At 62.2% G+C, this 18,783-nt stretch carries 14 protein-coding genes; 5 read left to right on the top strand and 9 right to left on the bottom strand.

The window, feature by feature from the left end; all coding sequences use genetic code 11:
* From ABEA02_RS01540 to thrC, 3 genes are all read left to right on the top strand, one after another.
* Positions 1 to 447, top strand: a complete 447-nt coding sequence (locus ABEA02_RS01540; protein ID WP_345531062.1) for a GNAT family N-acetyltransferase — start codon at positions 1 to 3, stop codon at positions 445 to 447.
* Complete coding sequence (locus ABEA02_RS01535; RefSeq protein ID WP_345531061.1) at positions 444 to 1,754, top strand: homoserine dehydrogenase; 1,311 nt, start codon at positions 444 to 446, stop codon at positions 1,752 to 1,754. The genes ABEA02_RS01540 and ABEA02_RS01535 overlap by 4 nt, the downstream gene beginning before the upstream one ends.
* 336 nt (positions 1,755 to 2,090) lie before the next feature.
* Positions 2,091 to 3,518 (top strand): threonine synthase, encoded by a 1,428-nt coding sequence (gene thrC, locus ABEA02_RS01530; protein WP_345531060.1) that lies wholly within the window; start codon positions 2,091 to 2,093, stop codon positions 3,516 to 3,518.
* A gap of 63 nt (positions 3,519 to 3,581) precedes the next feature.
* Here thrC and ABEA02_RS01525 read toward each other — a convergent pair whose 3' ends face one another.
* From ABEA02_RS01525 to ABEA02_RS01505, 5 genes are all read right to left on the bottom strand, one after another.
* Positions 3,582 to 3,785, bottom strand: coding sequence for a cold-shock protein (locus tag ABEA02_RS01525; protein WP_345531059.1), 204 nt, complete (start codon positions 3,783 to 3,785; stop codon positions 3,582 to 3,584).
* Positions 3,786 to 4,019: 234 nt separating this feature from the next.
* Complete coding sequence (locus tag ABEA02_RS01520; RefSeq protein WP_345531058.1) at positions 4,020 to 5,018, bottom strand: S49 family peptidase; 999 nt, start codon at positions 5,016 to 5,018, stop codon at positions 4,020 to 4,022.
* The gene (locus ABEA02_RS01515; protein ID WP_345531057.1) at positions 5,015 to 5,371 is read right to left on the bottom strand and encodes a Rieske (2Fe-2S) protein; all 357 of its coding nucleotides are present in this window, start codon (positions 5,369 to 5,371) and stop codon (positions 5,015 to 5,017) included. The genes ABEA02_RS01520 and ABEA02_RS01515 overlap by 4 nt, the downstream gene beginning before the upstream one ends.
* On the bottom strand, positions 5,359 to 6,018 hold the full coding sequence (locus tag ABEA02_RS01510) for an HAD-IA family hydrolase (RefSeq protein ID WP_345531056.1): 660 nt from the start codon (positions 6,016 to 6,018) through the stop codon (positions 5,359 to 5,361). Before ABEA02_RS01510 ends, ABEA02_RS01515 begins: the two co-directional genes overlap by 13 nt.
* Positions 5,999 to 7,015 (bottom strand): RluA family pseudouridine synthase, encoded by a 1,017-nt coding sequence (locus tag ABEA02_RS01505; protein ID WP_425584646.1) that lies wholly within the window; start codon positions 7,013 to 7,015, stop codon positions 5,999 to 6,001. The genes ABEA02_RS01510 and ABEA02_RS01505 overlap by 20 nt, the downstream gene beginning before the upstream one ends.
* A gap of 609 nt (positions 7,016 to 7,624) precedes the next feature.
* Here ABEA02_RS01505 and ABEA02_RS01500 point away from each other — a divergent pair.
* A complete protein-coding gene (locus ABEA02_RS01500) occupies positions 7,625 to 10,516 on the top strand; it encodes an Rne/Rng family ribonuclease (RefSeq protein WP_345531055.1) in 2,892 nt (963 codons plus the stop codon).
* 150 nt (positions 10,517 to 10,666) lie between these two features.
* Here the strand turns inward: ABEA02_RS01500 and ABEA02_RS01495 are convergent, their stop codons facing one another.
* The 4 genes from ABEA02_RS01495 to ABEA02_RS01480 all read right to left on the bottom strand — a co-directional run bounded on the left by ABEA02_RS01495 (position 10,667) and on the right by ABEA02_RS01480 (position 15,506).
* The gene (locus ABEA02_RS01495) at positions 10,667 to 11,593 is read right to left on the bottom strand and encodes a DUF808 domain-containing protein (protein ID WP_345531054.1); all 927 of its coding nucleotides are present in this window, start codon (positions 11,591 to 11,593) and stop codon (positions 10,667 to 10,669) included.
* Between the two features lie 82 nt (positions 11,594 to 11,675).
* Positions 11,676 to 14,486, bottom strand: a complete 2,811-nt coding sequence (locus ABEA02_RS01490; RefSeq protein ID WP_345531053.1) for a putative bifunctional diguanylate cyclase/phosphodiesterase — start codon at positions 14,484 to 14,486, stop codon at positions 11,676 to 11,678.
* A 133-nt stretch (positions 14,487 to 14,619) separates the two neighbouring features.
* Entirely contained in the window at positions 14,620 to 15,126 is a 507-nt protein-coding gene (locus ABEA02_RS01485; RefSeq protein ID WP_345531052.1) for a M48 metallopeptidase family protein, read from the bottom strand.
* Positions 15,123 to 15,506 (bottom strand): DUF4087 domain-containing protein, encoded by a 384-nt coding sequence (locus tag ABEA02_RS01480; protein WP_345531051.1) that lies wholly within the window; start codon positions 15,504 to 15,506, stop codon positions 15,123 to 15,125. Before ABEA02_RS01480 ends, ABEA02_RS01485 begins: the two co-directional genes overlap by 4 nt.
* Before the next feature lie 195 nt (positions 15,507 to 15,701).
* Between ABEA02_RS01480 and mutS the strand changes: the two genes are divergently transcribed.
* Positions 15,702 to 18,695, top strand: coding sequence for a DNA mismatch repair protein MutS (gene mutS / locus ABEA02_RS01475; protein WP_425584658.1), 2,994 nt, complete (start codon positions 15,702 to 15,704; stop codon positions 18,693 to 18,695).
* Positions 18,696 to 18,783: the final 88 nt, after the last annotated feature.

Below are 18,783 nucleotides of genomic sequence, written 5' to 3'. Positions count from 1 at the left end.
ATGGAGCTCCAACTGATCGACATTTGCGACGAGCACGGCGAAGTCCTGCAACCAGCCCTGCTGGTTCAGGCGGAAGCTGTCCATCGCCAGCTGCGGACGCGCATCCCGCAGGACTACGTGCCGAAGCTCAAGCGTGTCTTCCACGCCGGCGCGCGCATGACTGTCGCACTGAAGGACGGCAAGCTCGTAGCCCTCGCCGTATGGCGGCACTTCGAAGATACGCATGACGGCTTCAAGTTCTACGTCGACGACCTCGTCACCGACGAAGCACATCGCGGGCAAGGCATTGGCAGTGCGCTGATCGCCCTGCTCTGCGACAAAGCCAAGGCCGGCGGTGCTGCGCATCTCGTACTCGACGTTGGTGTACAGCGTCACGAAACCCAGCGCTTCTGCTTCCGCGAACGCTTCTCCATCATTTCACACAGTTTCAAGAAACCACTCTCATGAAACCCATCAACGTAGGTCTCCTTGGCATTGGCACCGTTGGCGGCGGCACCTGGACGGTACTCGCACGTAACGCAGAAGAAATCACCCGTCGCGCAGGACGCCCGATCCAGATCACGGCGGTCGCTGACCGCAACGTCGAACTCGCGCAGAAAGTCACCGGCGGCGCAGCACGCATCACGACCGATGCTTTCGAGCTCGTCAAGGACCCTTCCATCGACATCGTCGTCGAGCTCATCGGTGGCTACACCGTGGCGAAGGAGCTCGTCCTCGCCGCCATCGAGAATGGCAAGCACGTCGTGACGGCCAACAAGGCCCTGCTCGCCGTGCATGGCACCGAGATCTTCGCCGCCGCGCAGAAGAAGGGCGTGATGGTTGCGTTCGAAGCGGCCGTTGCCGGCGGCATTCCCATCATCAAGGCATTGCGCGAAGGCCTCTCCGCGAACCGCATCCAGTGGATTGCCGGCATCATCAATGGCACGACGAACTTCATCCTCTCCGAGATGCGCGACAAGGGTCTCTCCTTTGCCGACGTGCTCAAGGAAGCGCAGCGCCTCGGCTACGCAGAAGCCGACCCGACCTTCGACATTGAGGGCGTCGATGCAGCACACAAGGCCACCATCATGTCGGCCATTGCCTTCGGCATCCCGGTGCAATTCGACAAGGCCTACGTCGAAGGCATCACCAAGCTCGAAGCCACTGATATCAAGTACGCCGAACAACTCGGCTATCGCATCAAGCTGCTTGGCATTGCCAAGCGCCGCGAGCAAGGCATCGAGCTGCGCGTGCACCCCACCCTGATCCCGACCAGGCGCCTCATAGCCAACGTAGAAGGCGCGATGAACGCCGTGCTCGTGCAGGGCGACGCCGTCGGCGCCACGCTCTACTACGGCAAGGGTGCCGGTGCCGAGCCGACCGCGTCCGCAGTGATCGCCGACCTCGTCGACGTCACGCGCCTCGCGACGGCCGACCCCGAGAATCGCGTGCCGCACCTCGCCTTCCAGGCCGACAAGCTCTCCGATCTCGCCATCCTGCCGATCGAACAGGTCGAGACCGCCTACTACCTGCGACTGCGTGTCGAAGACAAGCCCGGCGTGCTCGCCGACATCACGCGCGCACTCGCCGATCATGCGATCTCCATCGACGCCATGCTGCAAAAAGAACCTGCCGAAGGCGAATCACAAACCGACATCGTGGTGCTCACACATCGCGCCGTCGAAGGCAACGTGAATTCGGCCATCGCACGCATCGAAGCGTTGCCGACCGTGCTGGGGGCGGTCAAGCGGATTCGTCTCGAAGAGCTCAATTAACCGGGAAATACTCAAGCGATGAAACGAATTTTTGCTCTTTTACTTGTAACGTGCGCCTTTGGCTGCGTGAGCAATTCGGGAGTCATGCCGGACGGTCCCGATGGGTATCGAATCATGGCCGTTGGAAAGACCGGCTTCTCATCGTCCGGGTCAATGCAAATGGATATTTACGCACAAGCAACTGAATTCTGCTCGGCCAAGGGTTTGGTTGTCGAAACCTTGTCCGTTGACTCTAAACAAGCTCGCCCTTTGGGCGGTTGGCCTGAAGCCACCCTGCGCTTCAAATGTGTCGCACGAACGAATGTGGCTAAGTAGTTATTTTACAGAACTCATCACATGCAATACCTCTCCACGCGCGGCAGGGCGCCGCAAAAAACATTCACGCAGATCCTGCTCGGCGGCCTCATGGAAGATGGTGGCCTCTCGCTGCCCGTCCAGTATCCGCAGCTCAGCGCAGAAGAGCTCGCTGCAATGCGAGACATGAACTACCGAGAGCTGGCTTTTTCCGTGCTGTCGAAGTTTGCCGACGACATCCCTGCAGCCGACCTGAGGGCGCTCGTAGACAAGACTTACACCGCTCAGGTGTATTGCAACGGCCGCCCCGATTCCAATGCAGAAGCCATCACACCGCTGCGCGAGATCGAGCCCGGCCTGTTCCTGCAGGAACTGTCGAACGGCCCGACGCTGGCGTTCAAGGACATGGCCATGCAGTTGCTCGGCAACCTGTTCGAGTACGCGCTGGCCAAGACGGGGGAACAGCTCAACATCCTCGGCGCGACCTCGGGCGACACAGGCTCGTCCGCCGAGTACGCGATGCGCGGAAAAAAGGGCGTCAAGGTCTTCATGCTCTCGCCGCACGGCAAGATGAGCGCTTTCCAGACGGCGCAGATGTTCTCGCTGCAGGATCCCAACATCTTCAACATTGCGGTGCGCGGTGTGTTCGATGACGCACAGGACATCGTCAAGGCTGTCTCCAACGATCTCGACTTCAAGACTCGGTACCGCATCGGTACGGTCAACTCGATCAACTGGGCGCGTGTCGTTGCGCAGGTCGTGTATTACTTCAAGGGTTACTTCGCTGCGACGAAGTCGAATGACGAAGCGGTCTCTTTCTCGGTGCCCTCCGGCAACTTCGGCAACATCTGCGCAGGTCACATTGCACGCATGATGGGCTTGCCGATCCGCAAGCTGATCCTCGCCACAAACGAGAACGACGTGCTCGACGAATTCTTCCGCACCGGCGTCTATCGTCCGCGCGGCACAGTCGAGACGCTACAGACATCGAGTCCGTCGATGGACATCTCCAAAGCGTCGAACTTCGAGCGCTTCATCTTCGATCTGGTCGGACGCGATCCCGCCGTCGTGCGCGAGCTTTGGGCATCCGTCGATAAGGGCGGCGCCTTCGATCTGTCGGGCACGCCTTACTTCCCCCGCATCGAGGAATACGGCTTTGTATCCGGTCGTAGCACGCACGGCCATCGCCTCGCAACGATCCGCAGCACGCAGGAGAAGTACGGCGTCATGATCGATCCACATACAGCGGATGGCCTCAAGGTCGGCCTGGAACACCGCGAGGCTGGTGTGCCCCTGGTGGTGCTGGAAACAGCATTGCCCGCCAAGTTCGAGGAAACCATTCTGGAAGCGCTTGGACAGAAGCCCTGGCGGCCCGAGGCCTTCGACAACATCGAAACACTGCCGCAACGCTCACTGCTGGTCGATGTCAGCGTCGAGCAGGTCAAGAACATCGTCGTAACCAATGCCTGACGGCTGGCACACAAACAAAAAAGGCAGACCCGAGGGTCTGCCTTTTTCTTTACCAGATACCAATCAGAGCGGCTTGATCGTCGAAGCTTGCTGGCCCTTGGGGCCTTGCTTCACTTCAAACTCGACGCGCTGACCTTCCTTCAGGGAACGGAAACCGTTGCCTTGGATTTCGGAAAAATGCGCGAAGAGATCTTCACCACCACCGTCAGGAGTGATGAAGCCGAAGCCCTTTGCATCGTTGAACCATTTGACAATACCTGTTGCCATACAAAACATCCTTACTCTCAGTAGAACACACGGGCTGATTACTCAGCCCTTCCGAAGCAAACGAACCGGAAGCAGTGCGAACACTGGATGGCGATCCACCGGAAAGTGGCGTCAGGCGTACACGACACAAAAGCAACCCGCGCTTGCTGTGCGTGACGATAAGCCATGCGAATGGCTGAATCAATACGCAAGGCCCTGAAAACAGGGCCTTTTTGCCTTGGTGTTTACCCCAAGTCAGCGCCAGCGAACCTCGTCTGCACCGCCGGTTATACCGGACATGACGCTGGCACCAAAACGCTTGGCGAAGCGCTCGGCAATGTTTTCACGGGCCGTGTAGTCACGCACTTCGGGCGCCTTGATCACCTCACGCGCGACCGAATCCACCGTGCCATAACCATCGGCGAGTCCGAGCTCGATACTCTTGGCGCCAGACCAGAAAAGGCCTGAGAACATCTCGGGAGTCTCCTTGAGACGGTTGCCACGTCCCTTGCGCACCACGTCGATAAACTGTTGGTGAATCTCGGCAAGCATGCTCTTGGCATGCTCGACATGGCGTGGCACTTCGGGAGAGAAAGGGTCCAGCAGCGCTTTGTTCTCGCCTGCTGTAAGCAGACGGCGTTCGACTCCCAGTTTCTTCATCGCTTCGGTAAACCCGAAGCCGTCCATGCGTACGCCGATGGAACCGACGATGCTGGCCTTGTCGACAAAGATCTTGTCACCCGCCACAGCGATGTAATAGCCGCCCGAGGCGCAGATGTCTTCAACAACGACGTAAAGCGGAATGTCCGCATGCGCCTTGCGCAGACGAGCAATCTCGTCGTTGATGATGCCGGACTGCACGGGGCTGCCACCGGGGCTGTTGATGCGGAGGATGACGCCGCGCGTCCCATTGTCCTCAAAAGCGGATCTCAGCGCGTCGATGACGTTCTCTGCACTGGCATCGGCTCCTGGAGCGATGGGACCTTCAATCTGCACTAGTGCCGTATGTTCGCCGCCCTTGCCTTCCTTGTCTGCCTTGCCTCCGCCGCCCCACACCATGAACAGGATGAAGCCGAAATACGCAAAGCCGAGCGCCTTGAAGAAGATGCCCCAACGACGACGGCGACGCTGCTCGCGCAGGCTCTCGAAAGCGAGCTTCTCAAGTACGTTGCGTTCCCACCCCGGATCAGACTTGCTGCTCTGTGCGCTCGCAGCACTTACTGCATTACCTGCGAACTCCTGCTCGTCACTCATGTGCTTTGGCTCTCGTTGGATTCGATCAGATAGACATTCCCGTCACGCTCTTCGACACGCAGTGGCTGCAGCCCGTTCCCGCGGCAGGGTCCGCCAGCGCAACGGCCCGTATCGGCCTCGTACAGGGCGCCGTGTGTGGCGCAAACCAAGTATATCCCTGCATCATCAAAGAACCGCCCCTCCTGCCAGTCCAGTTCTACCGCGATATGGCCGCACTGGTTGAGGTAAGCGCGTGGCAAACCTTTAAAGCGCACCACAAAGGCAGGTACGTTGCCGTGCGCCATTCCGACGGAGAAACGCACCCCGCCCCCCCCCTCGATAAGTGCGGCCGACTCGCAGATCAGCCGTGACATGCCAACCACCTCGGCAAGGCACCTACCTCGTCAAGAATCGCCAAAGAGGGCTCGCGCTGCAGTTCACTGATAGGGTGCGCGCCGCAGCTCACCGCGACAGCGGCGGTACCTGCATTGCGCGCCATCTGCAGGTCATGCGTAGTGTCACCCACCATCAGCACTCGATCAGGCTCGACACCGAACTCCTCGATGAGCTCCAGCAACATCATGGGATGAGGTTTGGAGGCCGTCTCGTCTGCACAACGGGTGGCATCGAAGAAGCCAGTAAGTTCAGCCTGCTCCAGCGCACGAATCAGACCCTGACGCGCCTTGCCCGTTGCAACGGTCAGCAGGTAACCCTGCGCGCGCAGCACTCCCAGCATCTCGCGCACACCGGGGAACAAGGTGATTTCCCTGTCGCGCCCGAGAAAGTGATAACGATAACGCTCCAGCAATGCTGGATGGCGCCCCTCTTCCAGATCCGGCCAGAGCCACATGAAAGCCTGGATCAGCCCCAATCCGATTACGTGCGACGCCTCCTCGCGGGTAGGTACGGCAAGCCCCAGATCACGAGCCGCCTCTTGTAATGAAGTGGCGATCAAGGCGGTGGAGTCGATCAGCGTGCCATCCCAGTCGAAGGCGATGAGGTCAAACTTTCGGGGTGCCATCCTGCTTGTGTGTCCTGTTAACAATATCCAGATAAGCCTGCAGGTCGCCCGACAAAGGTGCGCGTAACTCAAGCAACACCCCGCTGACCGGGTGATGGAAACGCAGCAATGCGGCGTGCAGGAACATGCGGGGCAGGCCTTCTTTCATCAAGGCCTTGTTGAGCGCGAAATCACCATACTTGTCATCGCCCAGCAGCGGGAAGCCCAGATGCTGGAGATGAACGCGGATCTGGTGGGTTCGCCCAGTCTTGAGCTCCACTTCCAGCAGGCTGCAATACTGCCCGGCCCGCTCCCAGCGCGCCTGCAGACGCACAATGCTGTGCGAAGGCTTGCCTTCGGGGCTGACACGCACGCGGCGCTCGCCATCAGGCAAGAGGTATTTGTGCAAAGAAAGTTTTACGTGCTGCACAGCGTTGATCCAACGCCCCGGCACCATGGTCAGGTAGCGCTTCTCGACCTTGCCATCACGCATCTGATCCTGCACGTGGTTGAGAGCTGCGCGACGCTTGCCGATGATCAGCAGGCCTGAGGTTTCGCGATCCAGGCGATGCGCAAGCTCAAGAAAGCGTGCAGTTGGGCGCTGTGCCCGCAATTGCTCGATGACCCCGAAACTGACGCCGCTACCGCCATGGACAGCCACCCCTGCGGGCTTGTCGATCACCAGCAACGAGTCGTCTTCATAGATGATCGGGAACTCGCGTGGCGGCGCACCGGCTGTGGCCCCTTCAGATCGTTCCGACAGGCGAACCGGCGGAATACGCAGCTCGTCACCCGCAACAACGCGATAAGTTTGGCTGACCCGACCGCCATTCACTCGGACCTCGCCGCTACGCAGGATCCGGTAGATATGACTCTTCGGGACGCCCTTGCACTCCCGCAGCAAGAAGTTGTCGATGCGCTGCCCCGCATCTTCCTCACCCACCAGCACCCGGCGTACAGCCGGTTGGGGCGAAGAAGCCGGCTTTCCGGCGCCAATTGCTGCTTTGCGTAAAGTCACGTTCTTCCCATATACTGCGGGTGGTTTTCCGGGCGAAAGTCCGGCGCGCTGTCCCTCCGGGCCCCGATGGGCTTGTTCAGGACGGCCTCTGCAGCACCGAACGTCCCCAGGAAGCAAACCGGCACTGCGCCAATGGCCTGACAAGATTGTCATACAGTCGTCACCCCATTGTCGCGCAGCAGCACGATGAAGCCCAAAGGGTGTTCATGCGGCAGGAGCTGTCCCGGCCCTGTACTGCAGCACACGTCGCCAAAGCGACCGGCTGGTTCGGGAGTCAAGCGCCCGGTCTGTCTGACACACAGATCGCGAGGACAAGTCACGGAAAACGACGGCCAGCGCGGCCAAAAGTCCGCGATGGTATCCCAAACCACGTGTCCGCACGTGATTGAACGAAACATAGAAACAGCGCACGTCGCAGAACATCCAAAGCGCTCCGACCACCGTGCCGGAGCGTGCAGTAACCAGAACGATACGGACTTCGCTCCACGATCCATCCTTCAGCCCAGACAATGATTTTCTCGTTGGTCACCACAATCTGAAGTAGATCTGACCGCTGCCTGAAATGGCCGCGGTCGTGTCGTTCTGCCCGCACGTGCGCGGGAGAACAGAATGAAGCGCATGCTTTTCAACGCAACGCAGGCCGAAGAACTGCGCGTTGCAATCGTGGATGGTCAGAAACTGATCGACCTCGATATCGAGTCGGCCACCAAGGAACAACGCAAGAGCAATATCTACAAGGGCGTGATCACTCGCATCGAGCCCAGCCTCGAAGCGGCCTTCATCGACTACGGTGAAGAACGTCACGGCTTCCTGCCCTTCAAGGAAGTCGCCCGCTCCTACTTCCGCGAAGGCGCTGACAGCCGCGCCACCATCAAGGAAGCCCTCAAGGAAGGCCAGGAACTCATCGTCCAGGTCGAGAAGGAAGAGCGTGGCAACAAGGGCGCCGCCCTCACCACCTTCGTCTCGCTGGCCGGCCGCTACCTCGTGCTGATGCCCAACAACCCTCGTGGCGGTGGTGTGTCCCGCCGCGTCGAGGGTGACGACCGCGCCGAACTGCGCGAAGCCATGGACTCGCTCGAAGTGCCTAACGGCATGAGCCTGATTGCCCGAACGGCCGCCATCGGTCACGCCGCCGATGAGCTGCAGTGGGACCTTAACTACCTCATGCAACTGTGGACCGCCATCGACGGCGCAGCCAAGGAAATCGAGGGTGCCGGGCTGATCTATCAGGAAGGCAGCCTCGTTATCCGCGCCGTGCGCGACTACTTCCAGCCTGATATCGGCGAGATCCTCATCGACACTGATGACATCTACGAACAGGCACGCGCCTTCATGGGCACCGTGATGCCGGACAACCTGCATCGGGTGAAGCGGTATCGGGACGACGTGCCACTGTTCTCGCGCTTCCAGATCGAGCACCAGATCGAATCGGCCTACTCGCGTCAGGTCAACCTGCCGTCCGGTGGCGCCATCGTCATCGACCACACCGAAGCGCTGGTTTCGGTCGACGTCAACTCGGGTCGAGCCACCAAGGGCAGCGACATCGAGGAAACCGCGCTGCGCACCAACTGCGAAGCGGCTGACGAAATCGCCCGCCAGCTGCGTCTGCGCGACCTGGGTGGCCTCATCGTCATCGACTTCATCGACATGGAGAACGCTCGCAACCAGCGCGAAGTCGAGAACCGTCTGCGCGATGCCCTGCGTTACGACCGCGCCCGCGTGCAGACCGGCAAGATCAGCCGCTTCGGCCTGCTCGAACTGTCGCGCCAGCGCCTGCGCCCGGCCCTCGCCGAGACCAGCTACATCACCTGCCCGCGCTGCACTGGTACCGGCCACATCCGCTCCACCGAATCGGCTGCGCTGCACATCCTGCGCATCCTCGAAGAGGAAGCGATGAAGGAAAACACCGGCGCCATCCACATCCAGGTGCCGGTTGATGTTGCCACCTTCCTGCTCAACGAGAAGCGTGTTGACATCGCCAAGATCGAAATGCGTCACCGCGTGAACGTGCTGATCATCCCGAACCGTCACATGGAGACACCTCAGCACGAAGTCATCCGCCTGCGCCACGACCAGCTCAACCAGGAAGACATCGTCCTGCCGAGCTACAAGATGGCCCACACGCCGACCGATGCAAACTACACGCCGCCGTCGGCCAACCTCGACGCCAAGAACACGCGTCAGGAAGCAGCCATCAAGAGCATCACGCCCGAGCAGCCGGCTCCTGTTGCTGCCGAACCGCGCGCTGCAGCGCCTGTCGCAGCCGCCGAGGCCCCGAAGAAGGGCCTGTTCGGTCGCTTCCTCGACTGGCTGAGCGGCCCCGAAGAGGCGCCGAAAGCTGCCGCCCCAGCCAAGGCCGAAAGCAACAACCGCCGCGAAGGTGCTCGTCGCGGTGATCGCAAGTCGCGCGAAGAGCGCCAGAGCCGCGGCGAAGGCCAGGGCAAGGGTCGCGAAGAGCGCAAGCCGCGTGAAGAGCGTCAGGGCCGCGAAGAGCGTACCCCGCGCGAAGGCGGCAAGGAGCGTAACCAGGACCGCAACCGTGGCGCGCAGGAAGGCCAGCAGCAACGCCAGCCGCGCGAACAGCGCGAACAACGTGGCGAGCAACGCGAGGGGCGCGAACGCAACAGCGAACGTCAGCGTCAGAACACCGCTCCGGCAGCAGCAGAAGCAGCGGCACAGGCATCCGGCGAGGCCCAGCAGCCGCGCCAGCGCCGTGAACGCCAGCCGCGCGAACAGCGCCAGCAACGCGATCAGGCCACTGCCGTGACGGCGATGGAAAACCAGGCAGCTGAAGCCCAGACGACCGACGAGGCCCTGCTCAACGCAACCGCCACCGAAGGCGAAGGCGCACCAGCAACTCAGGGTGGCGAGCAACGCGAAGGCGGTCGCCGTCGCAACCGTCGTGGACGTGGTGGTCGTGGTCGCGGTGAAGGTCGTAATGGAGAAGGCCAGGAGTCGGGCGTCGATGCAGAAAGCACTGCCGATCAGGCAGACGCCGCACCGCACACGCAGGACAGCGGTGACAGCGGCTCGCTGGATGAGCTGATCAAGGAAACCATGCTCGCCGATGACACCCCGGTTGCTGCACCGGTTGTAGCGGCCGCACCGGTGGCTGCACAACAGGAACTGGGCTTCAGCCACGCTGAACCGGCAGCTCCCGTCGCGGCAGAGCCCGTCGCAGTCTCACCAGCAGTGATCGCGGAAGCGGCTGCTCCCGTGGTGGCACCAGAACCCGTTGCAACGCCCGTGGTGACTGGAGAGCCCAGCATCGTGCGCGCGGCGGCCAAGATCGAAGAACCGGCAGCGCCTGCTGTGCCGCGCTCACCCATCGATCTGGCAGCCCTCATCGCAGCCGAGCCGCTGGAGATGGTTGAAACGGCTGCGGGCTCCTCCGTGGCAGCCGTGCCGCAGACGCCGCCCGTGCAGCTCGGACGTCGCATCGAACGTCCCTCGGTACGTGCCGAAGACGAGCCGCTGCAGCAGGTCGAAACCCGTAACTGAGCTGAAGGCAGCAGTTACGGCATCAAATGAAACAAGGGCCGCTCATGCGGCCCTTGTTGTTTGCAGGTCCCTAGCTCATTGCAGGTCATCTCCCGCATCTTTTTGCCGACAATCGCCGCAGCGATCTGCGACGACTGCTTCACGAGCCACTCAAGCGGGCTTGCGGAAAGCCTGGACCAGCTTGTTGACCAGCGTCACGCCTGCAAGGACGACACCACCAGCCACAACGCCCGCAATGCCATCGAACAGCATGCCCGCCATGGCACCCAAAAGGGGAATGCCTGCGAGGTTGTGCGCCATGGTCTCTGCCGCGTGGTGCAGGAAGGGCAAACCGTGGCTGAGGATGCCACCACCCACCATGAACATGGCGGCCGTACCCACGACAGACAGGGTGCGCATGAGCAACGGGGCAAAGGCCAGCAGGCCGCCGCCCAGCGTACGCAGCGCTGCAGAAGTACTACGCAGCCAGTGCAGCCCCAGATCATCGAGTTTGACAATGCCCGCTACGAAGCCGTAGACACCCACCGTCATCAGAATCGCGACCGCCGACAACACCAGGATCTGCGTCGCGATGGGCGCCGACTGAACGGTGCCAAGCGCAATGACGATGATCTCCGCAGACAGCACGAAATCCGTACGGACCGCCCCACCGATCTTGTCCTTCTCGAACGCCACCAGATCCACTGCCGGATCAACAAGGGCCGCAGTGAGCTTATCGTGCTCGGACTTGTCTTCCTCATGGCTATGCAGGAAGCGATGCGCAAGCTTCTCGAAGCCCTCGAAACAGAGGTAAGCGCCACCAATCATCAGCAAGGGCGTGATTACCCAGGGAGCGACGAAGCTGATCAGCAGCGCGGCCGGGACGAGGATGAGCTTGTTGCGGAAAGAACCCTTGGCGACCGCCCACACCACGGGCAACTCGCGCTCGGCCTGCACGCCGGTGACCTGCTGTGCGTTGAGCGCAAGGTCGTCGCCCAGTACGCCGGCGGTCTTCTTGGCAGCAACCTTGGAGAGGATGGCGACGTCATCGAGAACGGTGATGATGTCATCAAGCAGAGCAAGCAGGCTGGAGGCCACGTTGAATTCCTGTCAGGAGTTTGCTGGAAAGGCAGCCACTCTAGCAGGACTCCACAAGGCCCAGCGACGCGGGGATGGACGGTCAGTGCGCCTCGGGCGTAACGGTAGCGGACTGGAATTGCCGCTTGCCCTCTCCGTTGAACTGGCTGAACCAGCTCACGAACTCTTCCGCCGGAAGCGGTCGGCAATAGTAGTACCCTTGCGCGACGTGGCAGCCCAGCTTGCTCAGCACCGTGATGGTGCTGCGCTGCTCGACACCCTCTGCCACCAGGGTGAGATCGAGGGCACGGCCCAATGAAACGATGGCCTCCACGATGGCGCGGTCGGCCTTATCGGATTCAATGCCACGCACGAAGGCGCCGTCGACCTTGAGCTTCTGGATGGGCAGATGCTTGAGGTAGCCGAGGCTGGAGTAGCCGGTGCCAAAATCGTCGATGGACAGTGCCACCCCCATGTCGCGCAGCCGGCGCAGGGCCGCAGCCGTGGCGCCGGATTCGTGCATGACGATGCTCTCGGTCAGCTCCAGCTCCAGCTGCGTGGTAGAGATGCCATAGATCTGCAGAGCCTCCTCGACACGCCGGATGAACTCGGGCTGACGGAACTGCAGGGCCGACACGTTCACCGCGATCGGAAAATCAGCCACACCCGCGAGGTTCCACTCTGCACGCTGACGGCACGCCTCGCGCAGTACCCAGTCCCCCATCTGCAGGATCAGGCCACACTCCTCGGCGATGCGGATGAACTTGGCGGGAGACACCATCCCGAATTGCTGGCTGTTCCAGCGGATCAGCGCTTCGACGCCGACCAGCTTGCGCGTCGCCATTTCGATCTGCGGCTGGTAGTAGAGAATGAACTCATCGCGGTCCGCCGCCGTGCGCAAGGCGTGCTCGAGCGAAAGGCTTTCTTCGGCCAGTTCGGCCATGCGCGGGCTGAACAGCTGGCAGTTATTGCGCCCCTGGGATTTGGCGTAATACATCGCCACGTCCGCGTTGCGCACCAGCTCTTCGGCATCAATGCCGTGTTCGGGATAGACCGCGATGCCGATGGATGGCGTGATCGCCAGTTCGTGCCCGCTCACGCGCGCGGTCGGCGCCATGATGGCAAGAATATGCTCGGCGGCGCGCTGGGCATCTGCGGGCTCACGCAGGCGATCAAGCATGATGACGAACTCGTCTCCTCCCGAACGCGCCACCACTTCACCCGACTCGCAAGTGCGAACAAGGCGATCCGCCACCGTTCGCAGCAACTCGTCGCCCACAGCGTGACCCAGCGTGTCGTTGATGACCTTGAAGCGATCCAGATCGATGAACAACAACGCCACCATCCTGCCGCCACGCTCGGCTGTCTGCACCGCCGTACGCAGACGCTCCATGAAGCGCGCACGGTTGGGCAGCCCTGTCAGCGTGTCGTGGTGCGCCAGGTACTGGATGCGCGCTTCCTGTTCGCGATGACCGGTGTTGTCACTGAAGAACGCCGCGAGGTGTTGCACAGCACCCTGCTCGTCGCGAATGGCGAAGATCGACACCGCGCAAACCGGGAACTCCTCGCCGATGCGCACATGGCGTACTTCTCCGTTCCACTCCCCCTGTTTGCGCAAGGCAATCCAGATCTCTTCCGCCTGCGTCGCATCCTCCGTGCCCCCCACGAGGAAGCCAGGAATCTGACCCAGGGTTTCAGCCTCACCGAGGCCACACAAACTTAGGAATGTTGAATTGGCAATCTCGATGCGCCCTTGCGGATCGGTCACGCAGATGGCTTCGCGGGCGTGGCGGAACACGCTGCTCCACAAGGCGCTGTCGTGCCGCAATTCGCGGTTTTCGCGCGACAACACATTGGCCATGTCGCGCAAGCGGTCAAATTCGCTGTGCGGGCTTCCCGCCGTCGGCGAAGAGGTGGGCTGCACACTGTGGTCGCCGCGCAAGGCGTCGCCAAGCCGCTCGAAAGGTTGCACGAAGTATCGCCGTGCGAGACCAGACACCGGAACCGCCACCAGCAGGCATGCCGTCACCAGCGCCAGCAGCGCTGCAATGACGAATGCGTGACCGTCCTGTAACCAGCCTGCGTTCTGTTGCAGCAGCAAGCGCATGGGCACGGGCCCGCTGCCTGTTGGCAGATTCAGGATCGCGCCAGACAGGACCTCATCACCGCTACCGAACTTCTGCAACACACCACGCTGGGTATCCCCCTCATCGAACGCCTGCTCGCCCAGCACAGGGGCATCGCTGCGCCACAAGGCCATCCTCAGATCGTCTGCCATGGGGGCAGGGTCAGCATCACCGCCGAGCCAACGTGCCGCAAACCCCTGCCGGGCAGCCAGACGCTCAATCTGCCCCGGCAGCTGAGGCAACATCAATGCCACGTATCCCACCTTGACGCGTTGCCCCGGCGAGTCCTGGAATATCGGCGCGCGCACTGCCAGCATCGGGCGCTCTCCCAGCCTCACCCACTGCCCCTGCGCGCCCAGCCAACCCAATTGCAGCGCCTGCAGACCGCTGCGTACGACCACACCGCGTGCCGCGAGGGGTGTGCCGTGATCGTCTTGCGCAACGATGATGATGTCGTCCGCAGAGTCCAGGCGGTCGAGTACACGCTTGAGATCTTGCGCAGGCGCATCGCCAGCCAGACTATGGACCAGCTCGGCATCACGCCTCACGGACTCCAGTCGGCGTGCCAGACCCGATGCCGCGAGGCGCACTTCGGCATCCAGATCGACCTGCAAGGCAGTCAGCGCACGGGAAGCGGAACGCCCCTGCCACCAGCGCGCTGCGCCAGCCAGCAGCACGCTGGAAAGCACCACCAGGAGCGCCACCCCCAAAGCAATCAGCACGCGCAATTTGCGCGCCATCGCCTGATTGCTCAGCCAGTTATCAACGGCAATGATCGGGTGACTCATCCGAAGTCTTGTCTTTGCTCTCAGCCCGGCCAGAGGCAGCCGGTAGGTGGTTATCGACTGGCCAAAGCACTAATTGAGGGCTGAAATGCAAATTTACGCTAAGACTTTCGTCGTACCAGGGGCTTGCAGCCGGCTAGGTCCACAGTGCCTCACCCGTGATCTCCAGCCAGCAGAGGTAAGCGCGCAGCTCGTATTCGAGCTGGTGGTAGTCGGGAGCCATGTGGCGACACAGCTGGTAGAAGGCCTTGTCGTGGTCCCGTTCGCGCAGGTGAGCAAGCTCGTGCACCACGATCATGCGCAGGAAAACCTCGGGCATCGTGCGGAACAGGCTGGCAATGCGGATCTCGCGTCTGGACTTGAGCTTCGCCCCCTGCACACGCGAAATGGTGGCGTGCGTGCCCAGTGCGTTGCGTATCACGTGCAGACGATTGTCGTAGCCGATGTGCGACAAGGGCGGTGTACTGCGCAGGTACTGGTTCTTGAACGTCATGACGTAGTCTCGCAGGGCAGCGTCGTTGCGCGCCTCGTGCGCCTCGGGGTAACGACGCAACAGGCTGGGGCCCAGCGTACCTTGACGAATCGCGTCCGCAGTCTGGGCTAGCAGATCGGGCGGGTAGCCGCCCAGAAAAGTGAGCTTCACGGAGCCGGTTTGCGCAGCTTTGCGTCCTGCTTGCACTGTTGCAGCGGGCGAGCGCCACCGCTGAGGATGCGACTGACCTGATGCGTGCCCGGATCGGCAACGACACGCAGACAGGCACAACCGTAGCCATAGCTGCCCGCATTGGTGCGCACCCACTGCCGCTTGCCAAACTCGGGCCAGTCACCCTCGGCCTGATGGCCACCCTGAATACCGATGACCCACTCACCGTCTGCATCCTTGAGCCATGCATTGCCCGGCGTCGGATTCTCGAACCAGCCACAACGCGTGACGGGCTTGTCCGCAGCTATGGCCACCGTCGTTGCGCAAAACAGCAGGGCAGCAACGCAGGCAAGGCAGGCAAGGCAACGAATCTGCGACATACGGAACTCCGGAACGACAGCGAGGTGAAATGATGCCTGAAGAACAGCGTCAGCCGGCGCCCCCAGCTGACGGCGCCCTCTACCGCTAAACTACGGCCCTTCACGCGCCCGTGGCGCTCAGTCCTACCGCGAGAGTTAGCCTTGTACGACTTCAGGAAGATCACCGAACAGGAGATCACCTCCCACACCCCCATGATGCAGCAGTACCTACGCATCAAGGTCCAGCATCCCGACACCCTGCTGTTCTACCGCATGGGCGACTTCTACGAGCTGTTCTTCGGCGACGCAGAGAAGGCCGCGCGCCTGCTCGACATCACGCTGACCACGCGCGGCGCCTCGGGTGGCTTCCCGATCAAGATGGCGGGCGTGCCGCACCACGCGCTGGAACCCTATCTCGCGAAGATTGTGAAGATGGGCGAGTCGGCCGTGATTGCCGAACAGGTCGGTGACCCCGGCACCACCAAGGGGCCGATGGAGCGCGCGGTGAGCCGCATCGTCACGCCCGGCACGCTGACCGACGCCGCCCTGCTCGATGACCGCGCCGAAGCCCCCCTGCTGGCCGTGCAACTGCATCGCGGCGTGCTGGGTCTGGCCTGGCTGAACCTTGCCAACGGCGACTTCCGCATCGCCGAGACCGACCCCGAAAACCTCATCGCCCAGCTCGAACGCCTGCGCCCGGCTGAAGCGCTGATCCCCGACAGCCTCAAGCTGCCTGCGCTGGAAGCCCGCGTGCCCGCATTACGCCGCCTCGCCGACTGGCAGTTCGACGCCAAGACCGCCACCGAACTGCTGACGAAGCATTTCGGCACGCACGACCTCGCCGGCTTCGCTGCCGAAGGGCGCGACGTCGCACTCGCCGCCGCTGCGGCGCTGTTCGAATACGCCCGTAGTACGCAGCGACAGTCGCTCGCCCACATCACCACACTCAAGGTCGAGGCCGAAGGCGATTACCTGCGCCTCGATGCGCATACTCGCCGAAACCTCGAAATCACCGAGACCCTGCGCGGCGAGCCCGCCCCCACCCTGCTCTCCCTGCTCGACCTGACGGCGACCAGCATGGGTTCGCGCTGGCTGCGCCACGCCCTGCACCACCCGCTGTCGAGCCGCACCACCTGCCGCGCACGCCACCAGGCTGTCGCCACCCTGCTCGGCGACGCCGGCGACGGCCCCATGAGCGCCATCGCTGCCGCGCTCAAGCCGATTGCCGACATCGAACGCATCGCCACGCGCATTGCGCTGACCAGCGTGCGCCCGCGTGAACTGGCGGCTTTGCGTGACAGTCTGGCTGCGCTGGATGAGCTTCGGGCCCCCATAAGCAAAGCCAGCGAAGCCGCCATCTTTTCCCCTCTCCCTCCGGGAGAGGGGCCAGGGGTGAGGGCGAACGACGGTCACACAGACCACGCCTCCCTCCCCGAAGACCTCAAGAACTTCGCCCGCGAACTCCGCCACAACCAGACCGACGCCGAAAGCGCCCTCTGGTACGTGCTGCGTGACCGCCGCATGGCTGGCGCAAAATTCCGCCGCCAGCATCCGATTGAACCTTATGTCCTGGATTTCTACTGTCACGAACTGAAGCTCGCCATCGAACTCGATGGCGGCCAACACAACGAAGCCCAAGGCAGAACGCACGATGAGGTTCGCAGTGCATTTCTGGCCGGTCAGGGCATCAGCGTGCTGCGATTCTGGAACAACGATGTCCTTCAGCAATCCGAAGCGGTGCTGACCGCCATCTTCAATGCTGTGACAACACCCTCACCCCAACCCCTCTCCCAAGGGGAGAGGGGCGGTGTCGGCCTGCTCGCAGAAATCCACGCTGCACTCGCCACGCCGCAAGACGCCCTGATGCTCCTGCGCGCCGCCATTGCCGAAGAACCTGCCACGATGGTGCGCGACGGTGGCGTCATCGCACGCGGCTTCGACACAGAGCTCGACGAGTTGCGCGACATCCAGAGCAACTGCGGCGAGTTCCTCGTCGCACTCGAAGCGCGCGAACGCGAACGCACCGGCATCGCCAACCTGAAAGTCGAGTTCAACCGCGTGCACGGCTTCTACATCGAAGTCACGCACGCCAACACCGACAAGGTGCCCGAGGACTACCGCCGCCGGCAGACGATGAAGAATGCCGAGCGCTACATCACGCCCGAACTCAAGACCTTCGAAGACAAAGCCCTGTCGGCCAACGAACGCGCACTGGCCCGCGAGAAGCTGCTCTACGACGGCATCGTGCAGCAGCTCGCGCCCATGGTGCCCCGCCTGCAGCGCATTGCCCACGCCGTCGCCCAGCTCGACGGCCTCAATGCCTTCGCGCAGGTCGCCGCCGCCTACGACTACCGCCAACCCGAACTCGTCGATGAACCCGTCATCGCCATTACGGCTGGCCGCCACCCTGTCGTCGAACGCCAGGTCGACAACTTCATCAGCAACGACGTGCTGCTCTCGCCCACGCGCCGCATGCTGCTCGTCACCGGCCCCAACATGGGCGGCAAATCGACTTACATGAGGCAAGTCGCGTTGATCGTGCTGCTCGCCCACTGCGGCAGCTTCGTACCGGCCAGCGCCTGCCGCATCGGCCCCATCGACGCCATCTTCACGCGCATCGGCGCATCCGACGACCTCGCCTCCGGCCGTTCCACCTTCATGGTCGAGATGACAGAAGCCGCCGCCATCCTCAACGGCGCGACCGATCGCAGCCTCGTGCTCATGGATGAGATCGGCCGCGGCACATCGACCTTCGACGGTATGGCGCTCGCCTACGCCATCGCGCGCCAGTTGCTGGACCAGAACCGCAGCTATTCACTCTTCTCGACGCACTACTTCGAACTCACGCGCCTCGGCCACGACACGCCCGAATGCGCCAACGTACACCTCGGCGCCGTCGAACATGGCCACAGCATCGTCTTCCTGCACGCCGTGCAGGATGGACCCGCCTCGCAGAGCTACGGCATCGAAGTCGCCGCCCTCGCCGGCATTCCACCGGCTGTGGTGCGCGACGCCAAGCGCCGCCTGCGCGCGCTGGAATCCCGCGAAGTCGCCAGCGGGCCGCAGGACGATCTGTTCGCGTCACTGCCCGAACCAGAACCGACTGCCGTACAGCATCCCGTGCTCACGAAACTTTCCGAAGTCGAACCGGACAACATGAGCCCGCGCGAAGCGCTCGAAACGCTGTATGCATTGAAGAAAAGTCTGTGATGGCGCAAAGCATGCATTCCAGCTGGCGATGACGCCAGGATCATGTGCGAACTCAGCAAGAACGGGATCAAAAGGTATAAGAAGTACT

It is taken from the genome of Viridibacterium curvum (genome assembly GCF_039544165.1).
Taxonomy (GTDB): Bacteria; Pseudomonadota; Gammaproteobacteria; order Burkholderiales; family Rhodocyclaceae; genus Viridibacterium; species Viridibacterium curvum.
The sequence above is the reverse complement of the archived record's forward strand: the minus strand, read 5'-3'. Positions and strand labels throughout refer to the sequence as shown.